This is a genomic window from Phenylobacterium koreense (assembly GCF_040545335.1).
Classification (GTDB): Bacteria; Pseudomonadota; Alphaproteobacteria; order Caulobacterales; family Caulobacteraceae; genus Phenylobacterium; species Phenylobacterium koreense.
In genome coordinates, this window is record NZ_JBEPLU010000003.1 from 365,354 (window position 1) to 390,115 (window position 24,762).

The window sequence follows — 24,762 nt, forward strand, 5'->3', positions numbered from 1 at the left end:
GCAACCCCTTGCTCGCCACCTTGGCTGGAACACGCAGCCCAGGTCGCCGTTCCCCGGGCCTTCGCCCCTACCGGCGCCGGCCAGACTATGCGAAGAGGGCGGCTCGGCGCGTCGCCGCAGCCATCATCATGCGGACCATCATGACCGGCCACATCGCAGCCATCTATCGCCATCCCGTCAAAGGCTTCACGCCCGAGCAGCTCAGCGGCGCAAACTTGACCGCCGGCGCCGCGTTCCCCTGCGATCGCCTGTTTGCGGTGGAGAACGGCCCGTCGGGCTTCGACCCAGCCGCGCCGGTTCACCTGCCCAAGCAGAAGTTCACGGTGCTGATGGCCATCGCCGACGTCGCCAAGGCCAGGACCCGCTACGACGAGGCGACCGGCGTCCTCACCGCGACCGCCGCCGGGCGGCCCGACTTCAAAGGCTCGCTCGGCGACGAGGCCGGCCAGGCCGCCTTCGCCGCCTGGCTTGCGGACCTGCTGGGCGAAGAGGCCCAGGGCGAGCTGAAGGTCGTGCAGGCCCCCGGCCACCAATTCACGGACCACCCGCTCGGCCACGTCTCGATCGTCAATCTCGCCAGCGTCCGCGACCTGGAGGCGCGCATCGGCCGCCCGGTCGATCCGCTCCGCTTCCGGGCCAATCTTTATGTCGAGGGCTGGCCCGCCTGGGCCGAGACCAGGTGGGAGGGCCGCGAGCTGATGCTCGGCTTCGCCCGCGCCAAGGTCTTCAAGAACATCGTCCGCTGCGCCGCCACCCACGTGAATCCGGTCACCGCCGAGCGCGACCTGGACGTGGTCAAGGCGCTGTTCGACAACTACGGGCACATGAACCTCGGCATCTACGTCCACGTTACCAACTCGGGGCCGATCGCCGTTGGCGACGCCTGCACCGCCCCAACCATGGAGTCCGCTGAATGAGCCTCACCCTGCTCCAGGCATGGCAGTCGGCGAAGCAACGGCTCGAAGCGGTGGGCCTGACCGGGCCGGTGATCGACGCGCGCCTGCTGGTCGAGGCCGCCGCCGGCGCCAGCCGCGCCGACATTGTCACCGATCCCTATCGGGCGCTGACGCCCCAGCAGGAAGAGATCCTCGCCGACTATGTGGCCCGTCGCGAACGCCGCGAGCCGGTGAGCCATATCCTCGGCCGCAAGGGCTTCTGGAAGGTGATGCTGGCGGTCAACGCCGACGTGCTGACCCCGCGGCCCGAAACCGAGGTCATCGTCGACTACGTCCTCAAGCAGTTCCCCGAAGGCATGGCCTTCAACATCCTCGATCTGGGCGTCGGCTCAGGCGCGATCGTCCTGTCGATCCTCGCCGAGCGACCGGCCGCCAAGGGCCTGGCCACCGACATCTCGGACGAAGCCCTGGCCATTGCGCGCGAGAACGCCGCCAATCTCGGCCTGGCTTCCCGGGTCGCCTTCGCCCGCGGCGACTGGACCAGCGGTCTGGCCGACGAGAGCTTCGACGTGGTCGTCTCCAACCCGCCCTACATCGCCAGCGAGGTCATCGAGACCCTCGATCCCGAGGTGAGGCAATACGACCCACGCATCGCCCTGGATGGCGGCATGGACGGTCTGGACGCCTATCGCAACCTGGCGCCGGAAATCATGCGCGTCCTCAAGCCCGGCGGCCTGTTCGCCGTGGAAATCGGCTTTGACCAAAAGGAAGCGGTGGAAGCGCTGTTCAATCAGGCCGGCGCAAGCGACGTCTGGACGATCAAAGACTTGTCCACCCACGATCGTGTCGTGGTTGGGACGAAAAACCCCTTGGAAACCCGTAAGTGAATCGCTAAGTCTTTATCTCGTCTCCACCCAATTCGCCGGTGCTAGAGGTCTCGGACGCCCTGGAAGCCAGGACGGACAACCGCATCGGCAGGCGCGCAGGCTTTGCGTGTCTCGCGCCTCAAGCCCAGGGCGGATGACGGAGAACACTTACGTCTTCAACACGGACTAACGGGCGGAACGGCCCGACCAAGGCGAGAGGATAAACCGCCTGCTCATCGGCCAAGGGCCGAGGCGGCGGCGATATAACGAATGAGAGATTTCAAGGGCATGAAGCGCCAGCGTGGCCGCAATCGCGGTGGCGGTGGCAAGCCGCAACAGCAGAACGCCAACCGCGCCTTCGACTCGAATGGTCCCGATGGCGTGAAGGTGCGCGGCAACGCCCAGCACGTCTTCGAAAAATACCAGCAGCTCGCGCGGGACGCGTCGTCCTCGGGCGACCGCGTGCTGGCCGAGAACTACCTGCAGCACGCCGAGCACTATTTCCGGGTCGTGCGCGCCATGCAGCCGACCAAGCCCGCGGCCGAGATCCTCGGCCGTGACAACTATTCCGGCGGCCTCGACATCGACTTCGAGGACGAAAGCGGCGCCCAGGCCGCGGCCGAGGCAGAAGCCGCCGCGGCGGCCGATAACGAGACCTCGGAAGGCGAAGAAGGCCAGCAGCCCCGCGGCGAGCGCTGGCGCGACCGCGACGACCGCCAACGGGATGACCGTCAGCGCGACGACCGCCCGCGCGGCGACCGTTTCGAAGGCCGCAATCGTGACCGGGACCGCGACCGTTGGCGCGACCGCGACGACCGCCGCAACGACGACCGCCCCCGCGATGAGCGTCGTGACGAACGGCAACGTGACGACCGCCCACGCGATGACCGTCAGCGCGACGATCGCCCGCGCGGCGAACGCGAAGATCGCCGCGACCGCGACGACCGCCAGCGCGACCGCTACGAAGGCCGCCGCGACCGCGAAGAGCGGGGCGAGCGCCAGGAGCGCGATCCCCTGGCCGTGGTCGAACCGCAGGCCGCCGCGCCGCTGGCCAGCGAAACGCCCTCCCCCGCCCCCGTGCTGCGCGACGAGGACGGCGGCGAAAGCCACGCCCCGGCCTTCCTGAAGGCGCCCCGCGCACCGCGCGCACCCAAGGCCGAAGCTTCAGCCGACGGTGAGGAAAAGCCGAAAACCCGCCGCCGCCGCGCCCCGCGCAGCTTCGAAGGCGGCGAGGCCTCCTCGAACGAAACCGAAGAAGCCTAAGACGACCAACCCCTCCCTAGCGGAGGGGTTTTTCGTTTTCCGAGCCAACGAGATCCCCACTGGGGGAGGCGGATCGGCGCGAAGCGCCCAGGCGGAGGGGGCCGCGAAGCCCCCCCAAGGCTCGCGACCTAGAACTTGTACCCGACGCCGACCCGGAAGTTGCGGCCCGGCAGCGGCGCGAGGTCCTTCAGGAACGAGGCGTGCTCCCGCGCCTCGGTGTTCGTCAGGTTTCTGGCGTCCAGGTAGATCTTGAGGTTCTTGTCCTTGAACGGCGAAGCGGTGATCGAGGCGTTCAGCATGCGATAGCTGTCGGTGGGCAGTTCGAAGTCGGCCACGCGATCCTGCTTGCCGACCTGGCGCAGCTCCAGCTTGCCGGTCCACCAGCCGCCGTCGAAGACCGCCCGGCCGGTCGCCGACCACGGCGGAATGCGGGCCGGCGCGCCGCGATCGGTATCGCCATGGACGTAGTCGGCGGCGCCTTCCAGCGAGAAGCTCCGGTCGCCGTCTTCCCAAAGGCGATAGGAGACCTCGGCCTCCGCGCCATAGAAGGTCGCGTCGGTCTGGACGGAGTCGAAGATCGCAAAGCCGGTCTCCTCATCGTCCACGCCCCTCGGGCGCAGATCGATGAAGCCGTCGTACTTCACGTAGAAGGCGTGAATGTCGGAGTTCCAGCGGCCGGCGCCGTAGTGGACCGTTCCGTCCAGCGAGTACGAGACTTCCGAATCCAGGTTCGGATCGCCCGCCTCGAAGCCGCGGGTTGCGGCGTGGGCGCCGTTGGCGAAGAGCTCCGCTTCGGTCGGCGCACGAGCGGCGCGCGAGGCGCTCAGACCGAGGAACCAACCCTCGGCTGGCCGCATGAAGGCGCCGACGCTGGCCGAAAAGTTCGTGAAGTCCTTCGACGTCTCTTCGGTCTCGATTTCACGCCGATCGAGGCGCAGGCCGCCCTCGACACCCCAGCTGTCGCGATCGAGGCGCTGCAGGGTGAAGACGCCGAGCTCGCGGGTCTTCGTTCCAGGCACGTACGCCTCGTCGCCGACGGCGTCGAGGTTGCGCGACAGGGCCTGGAAACCCACCGCGCCCTGCCAGCCGTTCCGCTCCTTCTGCACCAGTTCGGCGCGGCCTTCCCAGCCGTCCGACAGAAAGCGGGTGCCCACCTCGCCGCCCTCGATCTCGGCATGCTCGTACTCCGCATAGCCGGCCGAGACCTTGAGCTGGTTGAAGATGCCGAGGTCGAAGTTCAGGCCGCCGCGCAGGTCGTAGCGCGTCTGCTCCAGGTCGATCAGGACGCCGCCGGATTCTTCCTCGGCGGCATGATCGTGGCCCTCATGCCCCTCTTCCTCGTGCTCATGGGAGTGCCCGGGCACGCCGTACTGTGAGTCCGTCCGCTTCACGGCCACGCCGAGGAAGCCGTTGTCGCCCACATAGGAGACGCCGCCGCCGTAGGCCTTCAGGTCCACCGAGGTGTTGGCCACGGTGGAGTTGTCCGGTCCCGGGAACGCTTCACCGTCGGCCGCCATCGCCCGGCGCGACTCCGGCGGAACCGGCACGTCGTAGTCCTGGCTCTTGCGCTGCATGCCGTCGAGGCTGAACACCCAGTTGCCGACGCCGGCCTTCAGCGCGCCGGAGACCGAGGTCCCGTCATCGACGCTGGTGGCCGAGACCAGCCCCCGCCCGTGGATCCCCTTCACGCGGGTGCTCGAAATCCGGTCGTCGATGATGTTGACGATGCCGCCGATGGCCGAGCCGCCATAGGCCAGGGCCGAGGGCCCGCGCAGCACCTCGATCCGCTCGGCCTCCTGCGGGTCGTTGGCCACCTGGTGGTCGGGCGACAGGGCCGAGGCGTCGATCATTCCAACGCCATTGCTCAGCACCATGACCCGTGGACCGGCCAGGCCCCGGATCACCGGCCGGCTGGCGCCCGGACCGAAGAAGGTCGAGCGCACGCCCGGGAGGCCCGAGAGCATGTCGCCCACGCCCGCCGACGGCGCGGCGGCCAGGTCCTCGCGCTTCATCACCTCGACGCTGGTGGTCACCGAGTCCATTGAGACCACATAAGGGGCCGCCGAAACCACGACCTCCGAGACCTCCTTGGGCGCATCCGCCGCCCAGCTCGGCGAGGCCATCAGGACTGCGAGGCCGCTCGCCGCGAACAGGTAGGTCTTGGTCATGGTATGTTTCTCTGGGCCTTGAAAACGGCCCGCCCCGTTACGAAATATCGCTTGCTGTTATGAGATAACATAACCAGTCGTCAAGCACCTTAGCTTGCGAACCGTCCTCAAGGCCGTTAGCGAGAGGTTATGGGCACCGAGTGTCATCACGCCGATGGCGCACATCCTGGCCTGAAGGGCCCCGCGCTGAGCCACGCCCTGGCTCTGGCCGAGAGTCGTTGCGCCGTCACGCAGGAACGCCTGACCGCGCCGCGCCGGCGGGTGCTCGAGCTGCTGCTCGAAGCCAACGCGCCGCAGAAGGCCTACGACCTGATCGCCGCCTTCGGCGAGCACGGCGAACCGGCCAAACCCCCGACTGTCTACCGGGCGCTGGAATTCCTGGAACGCCTCGGCTTCGCCCATCGGATCGAAAGCCTGAACGCCTACGTGCCCTGTCGCATGGACGGCAAGGGCCACCGCGCCGCCTTCCTCATCTGCGACTGCTGCGGCGCCGCCGAGGAGTTCGAGCCCGACTTCTCCAGCCAGCTCGCCGCCGCCCAGCAGGCCGGCTACCAGGTCTCCACGATCACCCTCGAAGCCCGCGGCCGCTGCGCCGCCTGCCGCGAAAGCTGACAGCCGCCGCAGACGGACTCGCCGCGGGCCCCTCCCTGCACACATGCGTTCCGATCCCATGAGAAAGCGAATCTATCTCGATTGCGACGGCGTGCTCGCCGATTTCGACAGGGGTGCGGCGGCGATCCTGGGCCTTGCCCCCGACGCCTTCCAGAAGGCCCACGGGCCTGGCGAGTTCTGGAAGCGGCTGGCCCACGCGCCGGAATTCTTCGCCAATCTCGATCCCCTTCCCGACGCCATGGACCTCTATGAGGCCGTGCGCCATCGCCGGCCGGTGATCCTGACCGGCCTGCCGCGGGGCAATTGGGCCGCGGCGCAGAAGCGGCGCTGGGCGGAGCGCCACTTCCCGGGCGTGCCGATCATCACCACCATGGCCGCGCTCAAGCGCGAACACTGCCTGCCCGGCGACGCCCTGGTGGACGACCGCGACAAGCACCGCCACCTCTGGGAGGCTGAAGGCGGCGTCTTCATCCACCACAAGAGCGCCGCGACCTCCATCGCCAGCCTGCGCGAGAAAGGCTTCATCTAGGCCGGCGCTACGGCTCATGCGCATAAGTATCCGCTACGCTGAGACCAACCGCCGGAAAGCCCCGTGATCGAAGTCACGCCCTCCATCAGCATCGCCGAGGACGAGATCGTCGAGCGGTTTATCCGCGCGGCGGGGCCGGGCGGGCAGAACGTCAACAAGGTCTCGACCGCCGTCGAGCTGCGCTTCGACGTGAGGCGCTCGCCGTCCCTGCCGAACGACGTGGCGGTTCGCCTCATGCGGCTGGCGGGGCGCAAGATCACCCAGGATGGCGTGCTGGTCCTGACCGCCATGAAATTCCGCACCCAGGAACGCAATCGCGCCGATGCGCTGGAGCGGCTTGTCGAGCTGATCCGCAAGGCTGCCGAGCCTCCGCCGCCCCCGCGGAAGAAGACCAAACCGACCCTCGCCTCCAAGAAAAGACGCCTGGAAGCCAAGACCCGCCGCGGCGGCGTGAAGGCCATGCGCGGAAAAGTGCGCGGCGACGATTAAGGCTCGCCCTTGGCGGCGACGCTCAGCTTTGCGTAATGTGCCCCCGCCATGTCCTGGAAAAGTTCGCTAACCGCATCCGCCGTCCTCCTGTCGCTCGCCGCTTGCGCCCCGACCCTTGGACCCCCGCCGCCTCCGCCGCCCGGGAGCGGCGGTCCGCCGTCGGCCGGCGTGTTCCGCGCCGAGGACTTCTCCTGGTCGGCGGTGCCCGGCCAGGGCCGTGTCGTCGGCCGCCTGACCCATCGCTCCGGCCAGACCCGGTTTAGCTGCGCCGGGGCCGGCGTGGTGCTGACGCCGGAAACGCCCTGGACGCGCCGGCGCATGACCATCCTCTACAAGTCGGCCGAGCGCTCCGCCCTGCCGGCCGAGGAAGTCCGCGCCCGCACGCCCTCGGCGCCCAGCGGCGACTACTCGGCCTTCGTCAAGCGCACCGTCTGCGACGCCGACAGCCGCTTCAGCTTCTCCGGCCTGGCCAACGGGGCCTGGTACGTGATCACGGTCGGCAAGCCGGTCGCGCCGGCCACCGGCGATGACATCGCCGTCATGCGGCGGATCGAGATCCGTGGCGGCCGCACGGTCAACGTCGAGCTCTAGGCTTCGCCCCAAGCGGAAACAAAAACGCCCCGGACGGCATCGTCCGGGGCGTCTTCGTCTGTGGGCCCTGGCTTAGTGGACCTTGGCCCTGCCGATCTCCAGGCCGTTCGCATCGGCGCCGACCTGGATGACCGAGCCGTCGTCCAGTTCGCCGGCCAGCAGCTTGCGGGCGATGGGGTCGACCAGATCCTTCTGGATCACCCGCTTCAGCGGCCGGGCGCCATAGACCGGGTCGTAGCCCTTGTCGGCCAGCCAGTGCATGGCCGCCTGGTCCAGCACGATCGACATACGCCGATCGGCCAGCAGCTTCTCGACCCGCTGAAGCTGGATGCCGACGATATTGTCCATCTCGCCGCGGCCCAGCCGCTTGAAGAGGATGATCTCGTCGATCCGGTTCAGGAACTCCGGCCGGAAGTGGCGGCGCACGACCTCCATCACCATCGGTCGCGCGTCCTCGATGTCTTCGCCCTCGGCCTGGTTGGCCAGGAACTCGGAGCCGAGGTTCGAAGTCATGATCAGGATGGTGTTGCGGAAGTCGACGGTGCGGCCCTGGCCGTCGGTCAGGCGACCGTCGTCCAGCACCTGCAGCAGCACGTTGAAGACGTCGGGGTGCGCCTTCTCGACCTCGTCGAACAGCACGACCTGGTAGGGCCGGCGGCGCACCGCCTCGGTCAGCGCCCCGCCCTCGTCGTAGCCGACATAGCCGGGAGGCGCGCCGATCATCCGGCTGACCGAGTGCTTTTCCATGTACTCCGACATGTCGAGCCGGGTGATCGCGCTCTCGTCGTCGAACATGAATTCGGCCAGGGCCTTGGTCAGCTCGGTCTTGCCGACGCCGGTCGGGCCCAGGAACAGGAACGAGCCGATCGGGCGGTTCGGGTCCTGCAGGCCCGCGCGCGCACGGCGGACTGCGTCGGAGACGGCGACCAGCGCTTCCTCCTGACCGACCACGCGACCGCGCAGCTTGTCCTCCATGGTCAGCAGCTTTTCGCGCTCGCCTTCCAGCATCTTGTCGACCGGGATTCCGGTCCAGCGGCTGACCACGGCGGCGATCTGCTGGGAGTCCACGACCTCGGGCGAGACCGCATCCTCGGCCGCCTTGGCCTCGGCCTCGGCAAGCTGGCGCTCCAGCGGCGGAATCTCGCCGTAGGCGATCTCCGAAGCGCGCTGCAGGTCGCCGCGGCGCTGAACCGTCGACAGTTCGGCGCGCAGCCGGTCCAGGGCCTCGCGCAGTTGGGCGGCGGAGGTGACCTTTTCCTTCTCGGCCTTCCACTTGGCGGTCATTTCCTGCGACTGCGCCTCGAGGTCGTCGAGTTCTTCCTCCAGCCGCTCCAGCCGCGCCTTCGAGGCCGCGTCGCTTTCTTTCGACAGGGCTTCACGCTCGATCTTCAGCTGCACGACGCGACGATCGATCTCGTCCAGTTCCTCGGGCTTGGAGTCGACGGCCATGCGCACACGGCTGGCGGCCTCGTCCACCAGGTCGATGGCCTTGTCGGGCAGGAAGCGGTCGGTGATGTAGCGGTTCGACAGGGTCGCGGCCGCCACGATGGCGCTGTCGGAGATGCGCACCCCGTGGTGCACCTCATACTTTTCCTTGAGCCCGCGCAGGATCGAGATGGTGTCCTCGACCGTGGGCTCGCTGACGAACACCGGCTGGAAGCGACGGGCGAGCGCCGCGTCCTTCTCGACGTGCTTGCGGTACTCGTCCAGCGTAGTCGCTCCGACGCAGTGCAGCTCGCCGCGCGCCAGGGCGGGCTTCAGCAGGTTCGAGGCGTCCATGGCCCCGTCGGTCTTCCCGGCGCCTACCAGGGTGTGCATCTCGTCGATGAAGAGGACGATCGAGCCCTCGGCTTGGGTGACCTCGTTCAGCACCGCCTTCAGGCGCTCCTCGAACTCGCCGCGATACTTCGCGCCGGCGATCAGCGCGCCCATGTCGAGGGCGTGGAGTTGCTTGTCCTTCAGGCTCTCGGGCACGTCGCCGTTGACGATGCGCAGGGCCAGGCCCTCGACGATCGCGGTCTTGCCGACGCCGGGTTCGCCGATCAGCACCGGGTTGTTCTTGGTCCGGCGCGACAGCACCTGGATGGTGCGGCGGATCTCCTCGTCGCGGCCGATCACCGGGTCGAGCTTGCCGTCGCGCGCGGCCTGGGTCAGGTCGCGGGCGTAGCGCTTGAGCGCGTCATAGCCTTCTTCGGCCGAGGCGCTGTCTGCGGTCTTGCCCTTGCGCATGGCCTTGGCGGCGTCTTCCAGGGCCGAGGCCTTGGCCCCGGCGTCCTTCAGCGCCTTGGCCGCGTCGCCGCCTTCCTTGGCGATGGCGATCAGCAGGCGTTCAGTGGTGACGAAGGCGTCGCCGCCGGCCTTCGCCCCGGCCTCGGCCTCGGCGAAGATGCGCGCAGTCTCGGGCGCCATGTAGAGCTGGCCCGACCCGCCCTCGACCTTCGGCCGCTTGGCCAGCAGGTCGTCGGCGGCCTTGTCGGCCTCGTCCGGACGCCCGCCGGCGCTCTGGATCAGCGCGCGGGACAGTCCGTCCTTCTCTTCCAGAAGGACCTTCAGCAGGTGCTCGGGCGCAAGCTGCTGGTGCCGGCGCGCCAGGGCCAGGCTTTGGGCCGACTGGATGGCCTGCTTGGCGCGGTCGGAATAGAGATCGATGTTCATGCGTTCCCCTCGATAGGCGGATTGGCGGGGCCGCCTTATCAAGCACAGCCTCGCCTCGACGGGATGTAGTGTTGCCAATACGCAACACAAGCCGATCTGGCCGCCAAATCTCAGTTCGGCGGCTTTTCCACAAAGGTCATCACCGCCCGCGCCGCAGCTTAGGACGCACCTGCGCGCGGCTCAACGCCGCCAGATATATCGAATTGGGGTCCGCGGGACCGCGACCAGACCTAGGCTTCCCCCACACTCCCTAAGGTGGAGCTCAGTCCGCGTAGCTTGGTGGCGACAAGTACCGCCCGGCCGGCGGCCGACTCAAGGCAGCTACTCTCGCGCCATCTCGGCCACGCCCACCGCTTCCCCGTCTAGGTCCTGATCGGCGTCCATGGTCACCGTCACTGTCCGCAACGCCCCGCTGAACCGGAAGGGCTCGGCATAGTCGCCGACCGGGCTGCCGCGGTCGCGGCCGATGTCCAGGCCCGACCAGGAGATCAGTGTCAGGAAGCCCATGTGGGTCGCGATCTCGCCGGCGGGCGCGCCGTCGATGGTCAGGGTGAACCGCCGCCTGTCGCCCTGCAGGCAGCGCATCCCCAGCTTGCGCCGGCCCGGCGAGATGACCCGGTCGGAGCTGACCGTGGTCCGCAGGCCGCCGATGTTCAGGGTGTGGTGCAGCCGCCCGTCACGCACGAACAGCGAATAGCCGCTGGTGGCGTCGCCGTGGGCCACCAGCACGCCCTCGTCGCCATCCTTCACCGTGACGTCGGCCTCGATGAAATAGGAGCGCGAGCGCACGTCCGGCGCGCAGTCGGTCGGCACATGGCCCATGCCCTTGTGGAAGACGAACCGCTTGCGCGCGCCCTGGTGGCGCTGGGCGTTCTCGGCGAAACGCGGGCCGAAGCGGTCGTCCAGCGGCAGCACCTTGCACCGCTCGGCCTGCCGCCACCATTCGGCGACCATCGCCTCCAGCCGCGCCGGATCCCGCTCGGCCAGGTCCTCTGTTTCCGAGAAGTCGGCGTCGAGGTGATAGAGCTCCCAGCGATCGGCGTCGAACGGCGCGCCCGGCGGGTGGAACGCCACCGCCTTCCAGCCGTCCTGCCAGAGGCCGCGGTGGCCGAACATCTCGAAGTACTGCGGCTCGGCCTTGGAGGGCGCGGCCGGGTCGGTCAGGGATGCGGCGAAGCTCACCCCTTCCATCGGCGCCTGTGCGACCCCGGCGATGGTTTCCGGGGCCTCCAGGCCCAGCAGGTCGAGGATGGTCGGGGCCAGGTCGCAGGCATGGGCGAACTGGTGACGCAACTCGCCGCGGGCCGCCAGGCCGTTCTTCCAGCTCACCACCAGCGGATCGCGAATGCCGCCGCCATGGGTGTTCTGCTTGTAGCGGCGCAGAGGCGTGTTGGACGCCTGGGCCCAGCCGTGGGGAAAGTTCGAATGGCTGTCGGGGCCGCCGATATCCTCCAGCCGCGCCAGCTTCTCGGGGATCGGCTCGAACTTCATGTTGTAGGGGCCCATGGCGTTGACCATGCCCAGAGGCCCGCCCTCCTGGCTCGCACCGTTGTCCGACAGCACCAGGATCAGGGTGTCGTCCTTGACGCCCGCCGCCTCGAGGAAGGCGATCAGCCGCGCCAGGTGACGGTCGGCATGGTCCAACATGCCCGCGAAGGCGCTCTGCAGTCGGGTGAAGACCTTGCGCTCCTCCTCGCTGTGCTCGGCCCAGGGCTTCACCCCGTCGTTGCGCGGCGGCAGGCGAGTGACGGGCGGCGCAACGCCCAACGCCTTCTGGCGGTCCAGGCGGCGCTCGCGCTCGGCGTCCCAGCCAGCCTGGAACACCTCGTCATAGCTCCTGATGATGTCCATCGGCGCCTGGTGCGGCGCGTGGCAGGCGCCGAGCGCCAGCCACAGCAACCAGGGCTGTTCAGGCGCGTCGGCGATGTGGTCGGCGATGAACCGGATGCTCTCGTCGACCAGGTCCTCGGTGAGATGATAGCCCTCGGCGTAGCGCGCAGGCGCTTCCACCGGAGTGTTGTCGCGCACCAGTTCCGGCGAGAACTGGTCGGTCTCGGCGTCCATGAAGCCGTAATAGCGGTTGAAGCCCCGCCCCAGCGGCCACCCGTCATAGGGGCCGGACGCGCCGGTTTGGCTCAGCGGCGTCGCGTGCCACTTGCCGACCATGTAGGTCCCATAGCCATGACCGCGCAGGATTTCGGGCAGGGTCCCCGCCTCCCTCGCGATCTTGCCGCGATAGCCGGGGAAGCCGGAGTCGAAGTTGGCCAGACACCCCATGCCCACCGAATGATGATTGCGTCCGGTCAACAGCGCCGCCCGCGTGGTCGAGCACATCGCCGTGGTGTGGAAGCCCGTATAGCGCACGCCCTCGGCCGCCAGGGCGTCGATGGTGGGCGTGCGGATCGGTGAGCCGTAGCAGCCGAAATCCGAGAAGCCGACGTCGTCGAACAGCACGACCAGGATGTTGGGCGCGCCCTTCGGGGGCTTCGGCCGTTCGGGCCAGTAGGGGGTGGACTCCGCCAGCGTCCTGCCGATCTTCGCTCCGGACATTTTGACACCTTTAATGCCAATTTAATTTCCGTTGTGACTCCTCCGCGGCGGGAAGGCAAGGCGGCGCAAAAGCTGAGCTTTGCAACTAAGCCGCCGCCTCGGGTGTTGTGAGGACAACCGATCCGAGCGCTGACCTTCCTCCTCGAAAGACCAGTTCCATGAACAGATTGACCCTCCTCGCGGCGTCGACGACCGCTGCAGCCCTTTTCGCCAGCCAGTCCCAGGCCGCCGGCTTCTACCTGCAGGAGCAGTCGGTGAAGGGCACGGGCCGCGCCTATTCCGGCGAGGTCGCCGACCAGGGCGTCGACTCCCTGTGGTGGAATCCGGCCGCCATCGCGCGCTCGGGCCGCGAGGCCTATCTGGGCATGCACGCCGTGTTCGTGGACGCCACCGTCGAGAACCACGGCTCCACCATCACCTATCCCGGCGGGACCACGATTCCCGTCCAGGGCGAGCCGCGGGCCTTCAACCCGATCGAGGACGGCATCGCGCCGAACTTCGCCATCGCCACCCCGATCGGCGACCGCTTCGCCCTCGGCCTGTCGGTGGCCGCGCCCTACAACTTCACCACCGACTACCGGCCCACGTCCTGGGCCCGGTACGATGCGCTGCATTCACGGCTGACCACCGCAGACATCCAGCTCACCGGGGCCATGAAGGTGACCGACTGGCTCGACCTTGGCGTCGGGGTGAGCGCGCAGTATGCCGACGCCAAGCTGTCGACCGCCTATCCGAACCTCTCGCCGGCCCTGCCGGACGGGGTCTCGCAGCTCAGCGGCGACGGCTGGGACTTCGGCTGGACCGTCGGCGGCCAGGCGCACTTCGGCCAGTTCACCCTGGGCGCCAGCTATCGCTCGAAGATCGAGCATGACCTCGACGGCACGGTGTTCGTCGGCGGTCTGGTCGGCCCGCTGGCCGCCGCCAACCGCGACGGCCCCGGCTCGGCCAAGTTCACCACGCCCTGGATCGCCACCCTCGGCGGCCGCTGGCAGGCCACCGACAAGCTGGCCATCAACGCCCAGGTCCAGCGCATCGGCTGGGGCGAGTTCGACGCCATCAATGTCAGGTTCGAAGGCGGCGGGGGCGAGGTGCTGCGCCAGGACTACGAGGACACTACCTCAGGCGGGGTGGGGATCGACTATGCGGTCAACGATCGCCTGACCCTGCGGGGCGGCGTGCAGTACGACCCGACCCCGACCCCCGACGACGCCCGCACCGCCCGGGTGCCTGACGGAAACCGCTGGCTCTATGGCGTCGGCGCGACCGCCACGGTGGCCGAAGGCCTGAAGGTCGACGCCGCACTGGCCTATATCGATTTCGAGAAGACCGACGTCGTGCACGACACGACCTTCTACGAAGGCACGCCCGCCGCCACCACGACCCGCCTGCGCGGCGACGTCCAGGGCGAAGGCTACGTGCTGTCGCTGGGCCTGCGAAAGACGTTCTAGGCCCGAGACGAGCTAGATGCTCCCCCGCTGGGGAGCTGTCAGCGAAGCTGACTGAGGGGGCCTCCCCGCCAGCGGAGGGCGGCGTCGACGGGGTGGAACCGCCTCTCGGCGGCCCCCTCCGTCGCGCATTCGCGCGCCATTTCCCCCAACGGGGCAGGATCTGCCTTACTTCTGGTTGGCGTAGATCTTCACCACCTCGTAGAGGAAGTCGCGGCCCTCGTAGAGCGAGCGGACGCGCATCTTCTCGTTCAGCCCGTGGGCGCCGTTGCCGGCCAGTTCGCTGAAGAAACCGGTCAGGCCATAGGCGGGCACGCCCACCGCGTTGAGGAAGCGGCCGTCGGTGGCGCCCGTGGCCATCACCGGGACCACTGGAACGCCTGGCCACAGCTTGGCCGAGACCTTCTCGATCGGCCCCATGATGTCCTTGCTGAGCGTCGGGGGCGGCGAGACCGGGCTGGGCGAGCCGACCGTCGTGACCTTGATCGCGTCGTCGGCCAGCACCTTGACCAGAGCCTGGCGGGTTTCCTCCACGCCCTCGCCGGGCAGGATACGGCAGTTCACGTTGGCGCGGGCTCGCTGCGGCAACGCGTTGGGCGCGTGGCCGGCATTGACCATGGTCGCCACGCAGGTGGTCCGCATCATGGAGTTGCGGCCCGGGTCGCGCGCCACGGTGGCGACCGCCGCCGCGTCGCTCGGGTTCTTGGCGACCGCCGCCATGGCCGCGCCGCTGGCGCCGCCCTCGATCGTCGCCATGCGCTCGAAGTTGGCCTTCACGGCGTCGTTCAGCTCCACCGGGAAGTCGTAATCAGCCAGCCGCGCCAGCCCGGCCGACAGGTGATAAATGGCGTTGTCGCGAACCGGCGCCGAGGAGTGGCCGCCGATGTTGGTCACTTCCAGGGTGTAGTCCTGATAGACCTTTTCGCCGGCTTGCACGCCCAGCGAGACGCGCTCGCCCGCCTCGTTCAGCCGCCCGCCCGCGCCTTCGTTCAGCACGAACTCGGCGTCCATCAGGTCGCGATGGTTGGCGATCAGGTACTGCACGCCGTTGAAGGTGTCCGGCGTCTCCTCGCCGCAGGTCAGGGCCATGCGCAGGGTCCGCCGCGGCTGGAAGCCTTCCTGCTTGAAGCGGATCAGGGTGTCGGTCCAGACCGCCGCCTGGGCTTTGTCGTCGCTGGCGCCGCGGGCGTAGAAGAAGCCGTCCTCCTCCACCAGCTTGAAGGGATCGCGCTCCCAGTCGGCGCGGTTGGCTTCGACCACGTCGATGTGGGCCAGCAGCAGGATCGGCTTGGCCTTGGCGTCCGCTCCCTTCAGCGTCGCGACCAGGGCCCCGTCCTTGGGCCGGTCTGCCGGAGCGATGACCTGCAGGTCGGCGTCGGCATAGCCCGCCGCCTTCATTCGCGCGGCCATGGCCTGCGCCGCCGCGGTGCAGCTCCCCGACGACAGGGTCGTATTGGTCTCGATCAGTTCCTTGTAGAGGTCGCGGAACGCCAGTTGGTCGGGACGCAGGTCCTGCGCCATGGCGGGGCTCGCCAGGGCGGTCGCCGCCAGCAGGGCGGCGACGGAAATGGTGCGGATCATTGAAGGCTCCCCATGAACTGAGGCCGAGCCTATTTGCAGCGCCGAGCGCAGGCAACGGCGCAGCTCGCCGTCAGTTCACTTCGGTCTTCTTCGGCGGCGCGGGCGGCAGGGCGGCTATGGGCACGCCCTCCTCCGTCAGCTTGCGGATCTCCTTCGGCGAGGCTTCGCCATAGATGCCGCGATCCTCCGAGCGCCCCTCGTGGATCGCCCGCGCCTCGTCGGCGAAGGCGTCGCCCACATAGTCGAAGTTCTCTTCCACGTGCGAGCGCACCCGGCTCATGGCCTCCATGACCATGGAGCGCATCTGCGGCGGCAGGTCGGTCGCCGTGCTCTTCTTCGTGCCGGAAACCGAGGGCGCCATGATCTGCTTGCGCACCGCATGGCTGTCGCAGACCGGGCAGGCGACCAGACCGCGCGCGGACTGATCCTCGAAGTCGTCGGACGACCCGAACCAGCCCTCGAACTCATGGGCCTCGTCGCAGACAAGCGCGTAGCGGATCATAGGAGAGATATAGGCGCCTCGAAGGCCCGCGCATTGGCCAGGGCGGGGATCGCCGCCCGCGCCTTGGCGACCGCCGACAGGTCCAGATCAGCGACCAGCACGCCCGGCTCGTCGTGATCGAGCACGCCCAGCACCTCGCCCCACGGCCCGATGGCCATGGTCCGGCCCCAGGTCCCGCGGCCGTCCTCGTGGAACCCGCCTTGGGCCGGGGCCAGCACGAAGCTGCCAGTCTCGATGGCGCGGGCCCGCAGCAGGATCTCCCAGTGCGCCTCGCCGGTCGGCCGGGTGAATGCGGCGGGCGTCACGATCACCTCCGCGCCCGCCAGCGCCAGGGCGCGATAGAGCGCCGGGAAGCGCACGTCGTAGCAGATGGTCAGGCCAAGCTTCAGCTCTTCGACCGCCGTGGTCACCGCCCGCGCGCCAGGCTCGTAGGTCTCGCTCTCGCGCGCGGTCTCCCCGGTGGGCAGATTCACATCGAACATGTGCAGCTTGTCGTAGGTGGCGACGATCTCGCCCGCCCGCGTGATCAGCGCTGCGCGGTTGGCCGCCTTGCCGTCCTCGCGCTTCACCAGGGCCGAGCCGATCAGGATCGCGACTCCCAGTTCCGCAGCCAGCTCGCGCAGGCCGCGAACGGCGATGTCGTCCTCGATCAAGGCGAGCTGGGGCAGCAGCAAGGCCTTGTCCCGCTGCAGGATGTTCGTCGCCTCCGGCGTGGCGATAAAGCGCGCGCCCTGGCCCGCGGCCTCGCGGATCAGGGGCGCCACATGGGCCAGCGCCGCCGCTTGGCTGGCGGGGGTACGTGTCTGGATCAGGCCGACGCGCAGGGTCATGACCTTCCCGATAGGTCAGCCACGCGTGAGGTCAAGTCCACAGCGCGCCTTCTAGGCCGCCAGCAGGGCGTCCAGCTTGCCGTCGTATTCCAGGGCCATCATGTCGTCGCAGCCGCCGATGTGCTGCTCGCCGATGAAGATCTGCGGGAAGGTGGCGCGGCCGTTGGCGCGCTGGATCATCTCCTGGCGCTTCGCAGGATCGGTCGCCGCCTCGATCTCGGTGAAATCCACGCCCTTCTTCTCCAGCAGCGAGACCGCGCGGATGCAGTAGGGGCAGTAGGGCTTGGTGTAGATCGTGACGTCGGCCATTGTCTCATCTGATACGTGTGGACGGGTTCGGTTCTATATGGCGCGGTTTGCGGCTTCTTTAACCCTCGCCACCACTGCGACATCGACGCGCGCCGCGCCGGCGGTCCGCAGCGCCCGCGCGCACCCCTCCAAGGTGGCCCCGGTGGTCATGACGTCGTCGATCAGCAGCAGGTTTCGCCCCTCCACCTGACGCCGCCGGGCCGGCGGCACGGCGAAGGCCGCCGCCACGTTCCGCCGCCGCCCGGAGGCGGACTTGCCGCCCTGGGTGCCGGTCGAGCGCACCCGCGCCAGGCTGTCCGGCAGATAGGCCACGCCGCTGATCCGGCTGAGCGGCCGGGCGATCTCGGCGGCCTGGTTGAAGCGGCGGCCCAGCAGGCGGCTGCGATGCAACGGCACGGGGACCAGGGCGTCGGCCTCCTCCAGCAGCTCGCGCGCCGAGCGGCTGATCCAGCGGGCGAACATCGGCGCCAGGTCCGTGCGGTCAGCGTGCTTGAGCTGCAGGATCGGCCCGCGCGAAGCCTCGTCATAGAGGCAGGCCGCCCGCGCCCGCGAAAACGCCCTCGGCTTGGCCATGCAGTCGGCGCAGCGGACGCCGCGGCCCAGGTCATATTCGAAAGGCGCGCCGCACCCGTCGCACAGCGGTCCGTCGATGAACGGGATGCGCATCCAGGCATCGGCGTTGAAGCCGCTGGTCATCGATGCGGCGCCGTCGCCCAGCGATTGGGGTGGGAAAAGCAGGTCGAGCGCGGTACGAACCGCCGCTTTCGTTCGGGGACCGGGTTTCCACCAGGCCGCCGCATCGCCATCTGGATAGTCCATGTCCGCCCCGCCCCGCCTCTTCGACCGCGACCTGCTCCGCCTCCGCCTGGATCGGGCCGCCCCCGGCTACGCCGCCGCCGACTTCCTCAAGCGCCGGGCCGCCGAGGACGCCGTCGTGCGCCTTGAGGCGATCATGCGCGAGTTTCCGCTGGCCGTCGATCTGGGCGCCCGCAACGGCGCCTTCCGCGAGGCGCTGGCCATGAGCGACGCGGCCCAGCGGGTCGGGACCCTGATCGAGGCCGACCTTTCGCTCCGCATGCTCCAGGGCCGCGCCGGCCCGCGCCTAGTGGCCGACGAAGAGCGCCTGCCCTTCGCGGCCGGCAAGCTCGACCTGATCGTCTCCACCCTGTCGCTGCACTGGGCCAATGACGTGGTCGGCGCCCTGATCCAGATGCGCCGGGCGCTGAAGCCGGACGGCCTCTTCATCGGCGCCTTCCTCGGCGGAGCCACCCTCACCGAGCTGCGCCAGTCGCTGCTGACCGCCGAGGCCGAACTCACCGGGGGCGCCGGCCCGCGCATCTCGCCCTTCGCCGACGCCTATGACGCCGCGGGGCTGCTGCAGCGGTCGGGCTTCGCCCTGCCGGTCGCCGACGTGGACCGGGTGACCGTCCGCTATTCCCATCCGCTGAAGCTGCTGGCCGACCTGCGCGCCATGGGCGAGACCAGCGTGCTGGCCGAGCGCCATCCCAAGAGGCTGACCCGCGCCATCCTGGCCCGCGCCTTCGAGGTCTACGCCGAGCGCTTCGCCGAGCCCGACGGCCGCCTGCCGGCCACCTTCGAAATCCTCACCCTGACCGGCTGGGCCCCGGACAAAAGCCAGCAGAAGCCCCTGAAACCCGGCTCGGCCAAGATGCGCCTGGCCGACGCCCTCGGCGTGAAGGAACATCCCCTGCCCCGTCAGGAAGACTAGTACGCCGTATGCTCGCAGCCTGGCTGGGAACGCCCGCAGAACGGGCAGTTCGGCGAAACCCGCTCAAAAAAATTTGGTGTGTCGCATTTTAGCCGCGCTCGCGCTTTAGGGTGGGAGTGGCTCGACTACAACTGCCATAGGAACTGCTGTTCATGCGTATTGCTATCCTGGCCGCTGGCCTTCTCGGCGTCGCCGCCACCGCGGCCTCCGCCCAAGCCCAGACCGCTCCGGCGGCGGAAGCTCCTGCCGCTGCGGCGCCGGCTGCTCCCGCGGCGGGCGGTTTCTCCGACGAAGACCTGAAGGCCTTCGGCGCGGCCATGACCGAAATCCAGAAGATCAACGGCGAATACGGCCCCAAGATCACCGCCGCGACTGACGCCAACGCCAAGGCCGAAGTGCAGAAGGAAATGATCGGCAAGATGGGCGCGGCCGTGCAGGCCAGCGGCCTCTCGGCCGAAAAGTACAACGACATGTCGAACGCGGTCCAAAAGGACGCCGCCCTGCGCGCGCGCCTGACCGAGGTCCTGAACGCCGCCCCGGCCGCCTAAGGCCCCCAGCGACGTCGATATCGGGAATGGCCGTCCTTCGGGGCGGCCATTTTCGTTTCAGGCCCCGCGCGCGGCTACTGGCCGCCGCGCCGCATCCAAAGGCACGACCATGTCGGCGCGCCCCGGCATCTCGGCCAGGATCCAGCGCGTCAGGCGCTCGTAGTGCTGGACGAACGCCCGGACCTGCTCATCGCTCATGACCCGCGCCAGGTCGCGCCCCTCCCGCGCCAGGCGCTCGCGCAGCTTGCGCTCCTGCTCGAGCCGCCAGCCCAGCACCGCCTCGAAGCCGGGCGCCTGCAGCAGGACCAGGTGATCGATCCGCGAAAACAGCCGCCGATAGGGTCCGGCCAGCGCTTCGTTCACATAGGCCCGCCAGGCTCCGTCCGGATCCCGCTTCCGCTCCAGATCATTGATCGGAACGGCCAGGTCCTCCGGCCGCTGCGGCCGCGCTCCGACGCACCAGCCCTCGAACAGCACCACGTCCGCCGGCCCCTCGAAGGAAGGCCCCGCCACCCGGTCGTCTCGCGCCTTGTCGAAGGCCGGTAGGGCCACGCTACCCGGCTGGTCGAGTTCAACCAGTAGGCGCTCTCCCAAGGCGACGTCGTGGGTCCCCGGCACGCCACGCGTGGCCAGCAGCGGATGCGCCTGCGCGGCCAGAGCCTGCCGCTCCGCATGGGTCAGGTAGAGGTCGTCCAGCGACAGCACCGCCGCCTTCAGCCCGCGCATTTCCAGAAGACGCGCCAGCGCCGCCGTCAGGGTCGACTTGCCGCTGCCCTGGGCGCCGCAGATCCCGACCACCAGGCCCGGCGCATCAGCGCGCCCGGCGATGTCGTCGGCCAGCGGACGCGCGACCTCCTCGACAAAGGCCCCGTAGCTTTCGGGCAACCGCTCATCGGCAAGGAACTGGGCCAGCCAGGACGGCCTCATCGCACCGGTCTCTCCATGGCCCGAACCTAGCAACCGAACCGACGCGTCACCACCGGCGACAGGCGGGAGCCGGCGCGACCCCGACCGGCCCAAACCGCGACAGATGCGACATTTCGTCCGCACCAATACCAAATATGGGGCTGGCCCTCGACACAGACTCGGGCGCAACCTGCGAGCGTCCAGTGCTGGACCTGCATTGGAAGGTGTAGGCGGTTAGCCCCGCCCCCATGAAGAGAGACCCGCGGCGATCCGAGCTCGCCGCGGGTCTTTTCCGTTTCAGATCAAGTCTCTCAGCCAGGCGACCAGCGGCCCGTCGGCGGGCGGCATTTCGTAGTCGCCGAGCTTGGCCGGCTTCACCCACGCGATGGCCGAATGCTCCTTGGCCGTCACGAACCCCTCCCACTTGCGGCAGAGATAGAGCGGCATCAGCAGGTGGAAGTCCTCGTAGGTGTGGCTGGCGAAAACGAAGGGGGCCAGGCAGGCCTGCGCCACCCTGATCCCCAGCTCCTCGTCCAGCTCCCGGATCAGGCACTCTTCCGGGGTTTCGCCCGGCTCGACCTTGCCGCCGGGAAACTCCCACAGCCCGGCGAGCTGCTTGCCTGGCGGCCTCTGGCAGATCAGCACCCGTCCATCGGTATCGATCAGGGCGGCCGCGGCCACCAGCAGCATGCGTTTGCTCATGCTGCTTCCTCGCGGGGTCCGCGCCTGAATGCAAGCCGGTGAGTCAGCGCCCCGCCATGAAACGATCGCCGCAACATCGTAAACAACCGGGCAAGATTGGCCTCCCGATCAGGCGGACACGCAGAACCATCTTGCCGACAAAAAGTATCTATGCGCTGATCGCCAAATCTCAGGTGGGACGCGTGGCTGTATCATGGCCAGTTGGGGAGAACGCGTAAGGCCGCTACAGTCAAGCTTTGCCTGAATACTCCAATCAGGACAGAAAATGACAAAAGAAGTGACGCCTAGGGAGGCGATAACGCTGGAAAGCGGGCTGCCCGCCGATCCGGAAATCCGCTACGACGCTTCGGCCGACCCGCTGGCCGGCGGAGAACTGCGAGACCTGCCGATCTGGACTCCGGAGCAGATCGCCGAGCACTTGAACCGCACCGGGTTCGAGTGGAGCGAAAAGGCCCTCAGCGACGGAAACCTGACCTACGGCTTCTATGACGGGCCGACCACCACGGGCATCTACAACAATCCTCACGAGGCGGCCGAGACCTACGGCTACGCGCCGATGAGCGAGGCCCAGCAGGAGGCCACCCGTGAGGCCCTGGCCTATTGGGACGACCTGATCCCCATCGGCTTCGAGGAGCGCGCCACCGGCCACGGAAATTGGGACATTTCCTACGCCACCACCACGACCGGCCCGGCCCAGGCCTGGGCCTACCTGCCGCACGACAAGTTCTATGGCGCGAAGTACCAGCACATCGAGGGCGACGTCTGGATCAATCCCGGCCCGGTCAGCGACATCCAGCTAGAAGACGGCTTCTATGGGATGCAGACCCTGGTCCACGAGACCGGTCACGCCCTGGGCCTCTCCCACCCCGGCGACTATAACGCCAGCGACGACATCGAGCTGAGCTACGCCCTGGCCGACTACTATCAGGACTCCCGCCAGTACACGGTCATGTCCTACTGGGACTCCTATGAAACGGGCGCCAGGCACATCGACTGGGGGCTGATGCGCTACGTCTATTCGACGACGCCTCTGGTGCACGACGTCGCCGCGATCCAGGGACTCTACGGCGTCGACACCACCACCCGCACCGGCGACACCACCTATGGCTTCAACTGGACCGACGACCTGGCCGACCGCACGGCCTTCCAGCTTGGGCCCAACCAGCTCGCCCCGGTGTTCACCATCTGGGATGCGGGCGGCGTCGACACCCTGGACCTCTCCGGCTACTCGACCCCGTCCTATATCGACCTCAACCCGGGATCGTTCAGCAGCGCCGGCGGCGTCGAGCAGTTCCTGTCGCTCGAGGAGATCAACGCCAACAACGCCGCGGCCGGCCTCCCGGCCCGCAGCGAGCAGCTCTACGAGGTCTACAACAACGGCGTCGAGGGCATTAACGGCGGCCTGAGCTGGCGTGAGATCGTCGGCGCCACCGACCCGCTGATGCACGACAACATCTCCATCGCCTATGGCGCGGTGATCGAGAACGCCATCGGCGGCTCCGGCGACGACACCATCGTCGGCAACGACGCCGACAACCAGCTCACCGGCGGCGAGGGCGCGGACCACCTGGTCTTCGCGGCCGACGCCGGGAACGACACCGTCACCGACTTCGCCGCGGGCGACATCATCGACCTCTCCGGGATCGCCGGCCTCGCCAGCTTCGCCGATGTGCAGCCGCTGCTGTCCGAGGACGAGAACAGCGATGCGGTCCTCACCCTCGGCTCCGGCAAGGTCGTCCTGACCGGAGTAGCGGTCGCCGATCTCACGGCCGAAGACTTCCTGTTCGCCTAGGCGGCGCGTGCGGGAGCGGCCAGCGCCGCTCCCGCTATCGGCGCAAACCCTTACCGCACTTGACTTTCGGCCTCTGAGCCGCCATTTTCCTGTTGCGCTGCAGCATCGTGGCGCTATCGGCGCTCCAACCGCGTGATGGTTCCGTTTCCCGGATCCAGTTGTAGAGCGCCCTGAAAAGATCGCATCGATCGCCCCGCCACGCGGGGGCTTTCCACAAATGAACCGCGTCACCGCGACCCTCGCATGCTGCGAGCGGCCGCCTTCGGCGCATCGTGAAAGTTTTAGGTTTGACCACGAAATTCACCGACCTCGGCCTCGACAAGGCGCTGCTCAAGGCCCTCTCCGACGAGGGCTACGAAAAGCCGACGCCGATCCAGGCCCAGGCCATCCCCGGCGTCATGGCCGGCAAGGACCTGCTCGGCATCGCCCAGACGGGCACCGGCAAGACCGCCGCCTTCGCCCTGCCCATCCTCCACCGCCTGGCCGCCGACCGTAAGGCCGCGCCGCGCCGCGGCTGCCGGGTGCTGGTGCTCTCGCCGACCCGCGAGCTCGCCACCCAGATCGCCGAGAGCTTCAAGGCTTACGGCAAGCACATGGGCGTCTCGGTCGCCATCATCTTCGGCGGCGTGAAGTACGGCGGCCAGATGCGCGCCATGGCCCCCGGCGTCGATGTGCTGGTGGCCACGCCCGGCCGCCTGCTCGACCACCTGCAGGAAAAGACCATCACCCTTCAGGGCGTCGAGATGTTCGTCCTCGACGAGGCCGACCAGATGCTCGACATGGGCTTCATCGTGCCGATCCGGCAGATCGTGAAGCACCTGCCACGCCTGCGCCAGAACCTGTTCTTCTCGGCCACCATGCCCGGCGAGATCGAGAAGCTGGCCGGCGAGCTGCTGCGCCCCAACCCGACCAAGGTCTCGGTCACCCCGCAGGCGACCACCGTCGAGCGCATCAAGCAGCAGGTGATCTTCGTCGAGGCCACCCGCAAGCGCGCCCTGCTCTGCGAGCTCTTCGCCGAGAAGGACTTCAAGCGCGTCATCGTCTTCACCCGCACCAAGCGCGGCGCCGACCGGGTCGCCAAGTCGCTGGAAGCGGCCGGGGTCAACGCCGCGGCCATCCACGGCGACAAGAGCCAGGGCCAGCGCGAGCGCGCCCTGGCGGCCTTCAAGGCCGGCGACGTCCGCGCCCTGGTGGCCACCGACATCGCCGCGCGCGGCATCGACATCGACGCGGTCAGCCACGTCGTCCAGTACGAACTGCCGAACGTGCCGGAGGCCTATGTCCACCGCATCGGCCGCACGGCCCGCGCCGGCGCCGACGGCTCGGCCGTGGCCTTCTGCGCCGACGACGAGCGTGGCCTGCTGAAGGACATCCAGAAGGTCACCCGCCAGACCATCCCCGCCTTCGACCGCCGCAACGACCGCGGCCTGGGCGTGATGACCAAGGCCATGCCCGAGCTCGCGACCGAAAAGGCCGAACGCCACGACCGCGGCGACCGCCGTCCCGAAGGCCGCAGCGAGCTGCCGCCGGGCCTGCGCAAGCAGCGCCGCCGCAAGCCCCAGGCCCAAGGTCAGGGCGGCGGAGAGCAGCGCCAGGGCCAGCCCAAGCGCCACGCCGACCATCGCGCCGGCGGCCAGCGCAAGCACGGCGAACGCGCCTCGACCACGCCGATCGACCAGTCGCAGTTCAAGGGTCCCAAGCGCGGCGCCGGCAAGCCCGCCGAAAAGCGCTGGAGCCCGCTGGACTAAGCCCTCAGCCCGCCACTGGAAAAGATGGATCGCCGGAAGGCGAGACGGAGG

22 protein-coding genes are annotated in these 24,762 nt (G+C 68.6%); 12 read left to right on the forward strand and 10 right to left on the reverse strand.

Features of this window, described 5'->3' with window-relative positions; translation table 11 throughout:
• Window positions 1-140 precede the first annotated feature (140 nt).
• The 3 genes from ABID41_RS17775 (at window position 141) to ABID41_RS17785 (ending at window position 3,025) form a co-directional block, all read left to right on the forward strand.
• Entirely contained in the window at window positions 141-917 is a 777-nt protein-coding gene (locus ABID41_RS17775) for an MOSC domain-containing protein (protein WP_354298327.1), read from the forward strand.
• Window positions 914-1,783 (forward strand): peptide chain release factor N(5)-glutamine methyltransferase, encoded by an 870-nt coding sequence (prmC, locus tag ABID41_RS17780; RefSeq protein WP_354298328.1) that lies wholly within the window; start codon window positions 914-916, stop codon window positions 1,781-1,783. The genes ABID41_RS17775 and prmC overlap by 4 nt, the downstream gene beginning before the upstream one ends.
• A 249-nt stretch (window positions 1,784-2,032) precedes the next feature.
• Window positions 2,033-3,025: a DUF4167 domain-containing protein gene (locus ABID41_RS17785; protein ID WP_354298329.1), complete on the forward strand. Its 993-nt coding sequence runs from the start codon at window positions 2,033-2,035 to the stop codon at window positions 3,023-3,025.
• A 128-nt stretch (window positions 3,026-3,153) separates the two neighbouring features.
• Here ABID41_RS17785 and ABID41_RS17790 read toward each other — a convergent pair whose 3' ends face one another.
• Complete coding sequence (locus ABID41_RS17790) at window positions 3,154-5,193, reverse strand: TonB-dependent receptor (protein ID WP_354298330.1); 2,040 nt, start codon at window positions 5,191-5,193, stop codon at window positions 3,154-3,156.
• 129 nt (window positions 5,194-5,322) lie between these two features.
• Between ABID41_RS17790 and ABID41_RS17795 the strand changes: the two genes are divergently transcribed.
• From ABID41_RS17795 to ABID41_RS17810, 4 genes are all read left to right on the forward strand, one after another.
• Window positions 5,323-5,805, forward strand: coding sequence for a Fur family transcriptional regulator (locus ABID41_RS17795; RefSeq protein ID WP_354298331.1), 483 nt, complete (start codon window positions 5,323-5,325; stop codon window positions 5,803-5,805).
• Window positions 5,806-5,863: 58 nt separating this feature from the next.
• Window positions 5,864-6,334 carry a 5' nucleotidase, NT5C type gene (locus tag ABID41_RS17800; RefSeq protein WP_354298332.1) on the forward strand — a complete coding sequence of 157 codons (471 nt, stop codon included), beginning with the start codon at window positions 5,864-5,866 and terminating at the stop codon, window positions 6,332-6,334.
• A 63-nt stretch (window positions 6,335-6,397) separates the two neighbouring features.
• On the forward strand, window positions 6,398-6,823 hold the full coding sequence (arfB, locus tag ABID41_RS17805) for an alternative ribosome rescue aminoacyl-tRNA hydrolase ArfB (protein ID WP_331931943.1): 426 nt from the start codon (window positions 6,398-6,400) through the stop codon (window positions 6,821-6,823).
• A gap of 168 nt (window positions 6,824-6,991) precedes the next feature.
• The gene (locus tag ABID41_RS17810) at window positions 6,992-7,414 is read left to right on the forward strand and encodes a hypothetical protein (RefSeq protein WP_354298333.1); all 423 of its coding nucleotides are present in this window, start codon (window positions 6,992-6,994) and stop codon (window positions 7,412-7,414) included.
• 72 nt (window positions 7,415-7,486) lie between these two features.
• On the opposite strand, the gene clpB is transcribed toward ABID41_RS17810, so the two are convergent.
• On the reverse strand, window positions 7,487-10,069 hold the full coding sequence (gene clpB / locus ABID41_RS17815) for an ATP-dependent chaperone ClpB (protein ID WP_331933073.1): 2,583 nt from the start codon (window positions 10,067-10,069) through the stop codon (window positions 7,487-7,489).
• Window positions 10,070-10,390: 321 nt separating this feature from the next.
• Window positions 10,391-12,619, reverse strand: coding sequence for an arylsulfatase (locus ABID41_RS17820; RefSeq protein ID WP_354298334.1), 2,229 nt, complete (start codon window positions 12,617-12,619; stop codon window positions 10,391-10,393).
• A gap of 158 nt (window positions 12,620-12,777) precedes the next feature.
• On the opposite strand from ABID41_RS17820, the gene ABID41_RS17825 reads away from it, so the two are divergent.
• Window positions 12,778-14,067 (forward strand): OmpP1/FadL family transporter, encoded by a 1,290-nt coding sequence (locus ABID41_RS17825; protein WP_331933075.1) that lies wholly within the window; start codon window positions 12,778-12,780, stop codon window positions 14,065-14,067.
• A gap of 165 nt (window positions 14,068-14,232) precedes the next feature.
• Here the strand turns inward: ABID41_RS17825 and ABID41_RS17830 are convergent, their stop codons facing one another.
• The 5 genes from ABID41_RS17830 to ABID41_RS17850 all read right to left on the reverse strand — a co-directional run bounded on the left by ABID41_RS17830 (window position 14,233) and on the right by ABID41_RS17850 (window position 18,105).
• A complete protein-coding gene (locus ABID41_RS17830) occupies window positions 14,233-15,645 on the reverse strand; it encodes a M20/M25/M40 family metallo-hydrolase (protein ID WP_354298335.1) in 1,413 nt (470 codons plus the stop codon).
• A 70-nt stretch (window positions 15,646-15,715) separates the two neighbouring features.
• Window positions 15,716-16,147: a DUF1178 family protein gene (locus ABID41_RS17835; RefSeq protein WP_354298336.1), complete on the reverse strand. Its 432-nt coding sequence runs from the start codon at window positions 16,145-16,147 to the stop codon at window positions 15,716-15,718.
• Complete coding sequence (locus ABID41_RS17840; RefSeq protein ID WP_354298337.1) at window positions 16,144-16,977, reverse strand: carbon-nitrogen hydrolase family protein; 834 nt, start codon at window positions 16,975-16,977, stop codon at window positions 16,144-16,146. Before ABID41_RS17840 ends, ABID41_RS17835 begins: the two co-directional genes overlap by 4 nt.
• A 51-nt stretch (window positions 16,978-17,028) precedes the next feature.
• Complete coding sequence (gene grxC, locus ABID41_RS17845; protein WP_331929220.1) at window positions 17,029-17,286, reverse strand: glutaredoxin 3; 258 nt, start codon at window positions 17,284-17,286, stop codon at window positions 17,029-17,031.
• A gap of 33 nt (window positions 17,287-17,319) precedes the next feature.
• A complete protein-coding gene (locus ABID41_RS17850) occupies window positions 17,320-18,105 on the reverse strand; it encodes a ComF family protein (protein WP_435530035.1) in 786 nt (261 codons plus the stop codon).
• On the opposite strand from ABID41_RS17850, the gene ABID41_RS17855 reads away from it, so the two are divergent.
• A complete protein-coding gene (locus ABID41_RS17855) occupies window positions 18,104-19,015 on the forward strand; it encodes a methyltransferase domain-containing protein (protein ID WP_354298338.1) in 912 nt (303 codons plus the stop codon). The two genes, ABID41_RS17850 and ABID41_RS17855, sit on opposite strands and share 2 nt — an antisense overlap.
• Window positions 19,016-19,167: 152 nt before the next feature.
• Window positions 19,168-19,563 (forward strand): DUF4168 domain-containing protein, encoded by a 396-nt coding sequence (locus ABID41_RS17860; RefSeq protein WP_354298339.1) that lies wholly within the window; start codon window positions 19,168-19,170, stop codon window positions 19,561-19,563.
• 57 nt (window positions 19,564-19,620) lie between these two features.
• Here ABID41_RS17860 and ABID41_RS17865 read toward each other — a convergent pair whose 3' ends face one another.
• Complete coding sequence (locus ABID41_RS17865; RefSeq protein ID WP_354298340.1) at window positions 19,621-20,490, reverse strand: kinase; 870 nt, start codon at window positions 20,488-20,490, stop codon at window positions 19,621-19,623.
• A gap of 276 nt (window positions 20,491-20,766) precedes the next feature.
• Window positions 20,767-21,171, reverse strand: coding sequence for an 8-oxo-dGTP diphosphatase MutT (gene mutT, locus ABID41_RS17870; protein WP_331929095.1), 405 nt, complete (start codon window positions 21,169-21,171; stop codon window positions 20,767-20,769).
• A 265-nt stretch (window positions 21,172-21,436) separates the two neighbouring features.
• On the opposite strand from mutT, the gene ABID41_RS17875 reads away from it, so the two are divergent.
• Both ABID41_RS17875 and ABID41_RS17880 read left to right on the forward strand, forming a co-directional pair.
• Window positions 21,437-22,963, forward strand: a complete 1,527-nt coding sequence (locus tag ABID41_RS17875) for a M10 family metallopeptidase C-terminal domain-containing protein (protein WP_331929097.1) — start codon at window positions 21,437-21,439, stop codon at window positions 22,961-22,963.
• Window positions 22,964-23,250: 287 nt separating this feature from the next.
• Window positions 23,251-24,711 (forward strand): DEAD/DEAH box helicase, encoded by a 1,461-nt coding sequence (locus tag ABID41_RS17880; protein WP_354298341.1) that lies wholly within the window; start codon window positions 23,251-23,253, stop codon window positions 24,709-24,711.
• Window positions 24,712-24,762 lie beyond the last annotated feature (51 nt).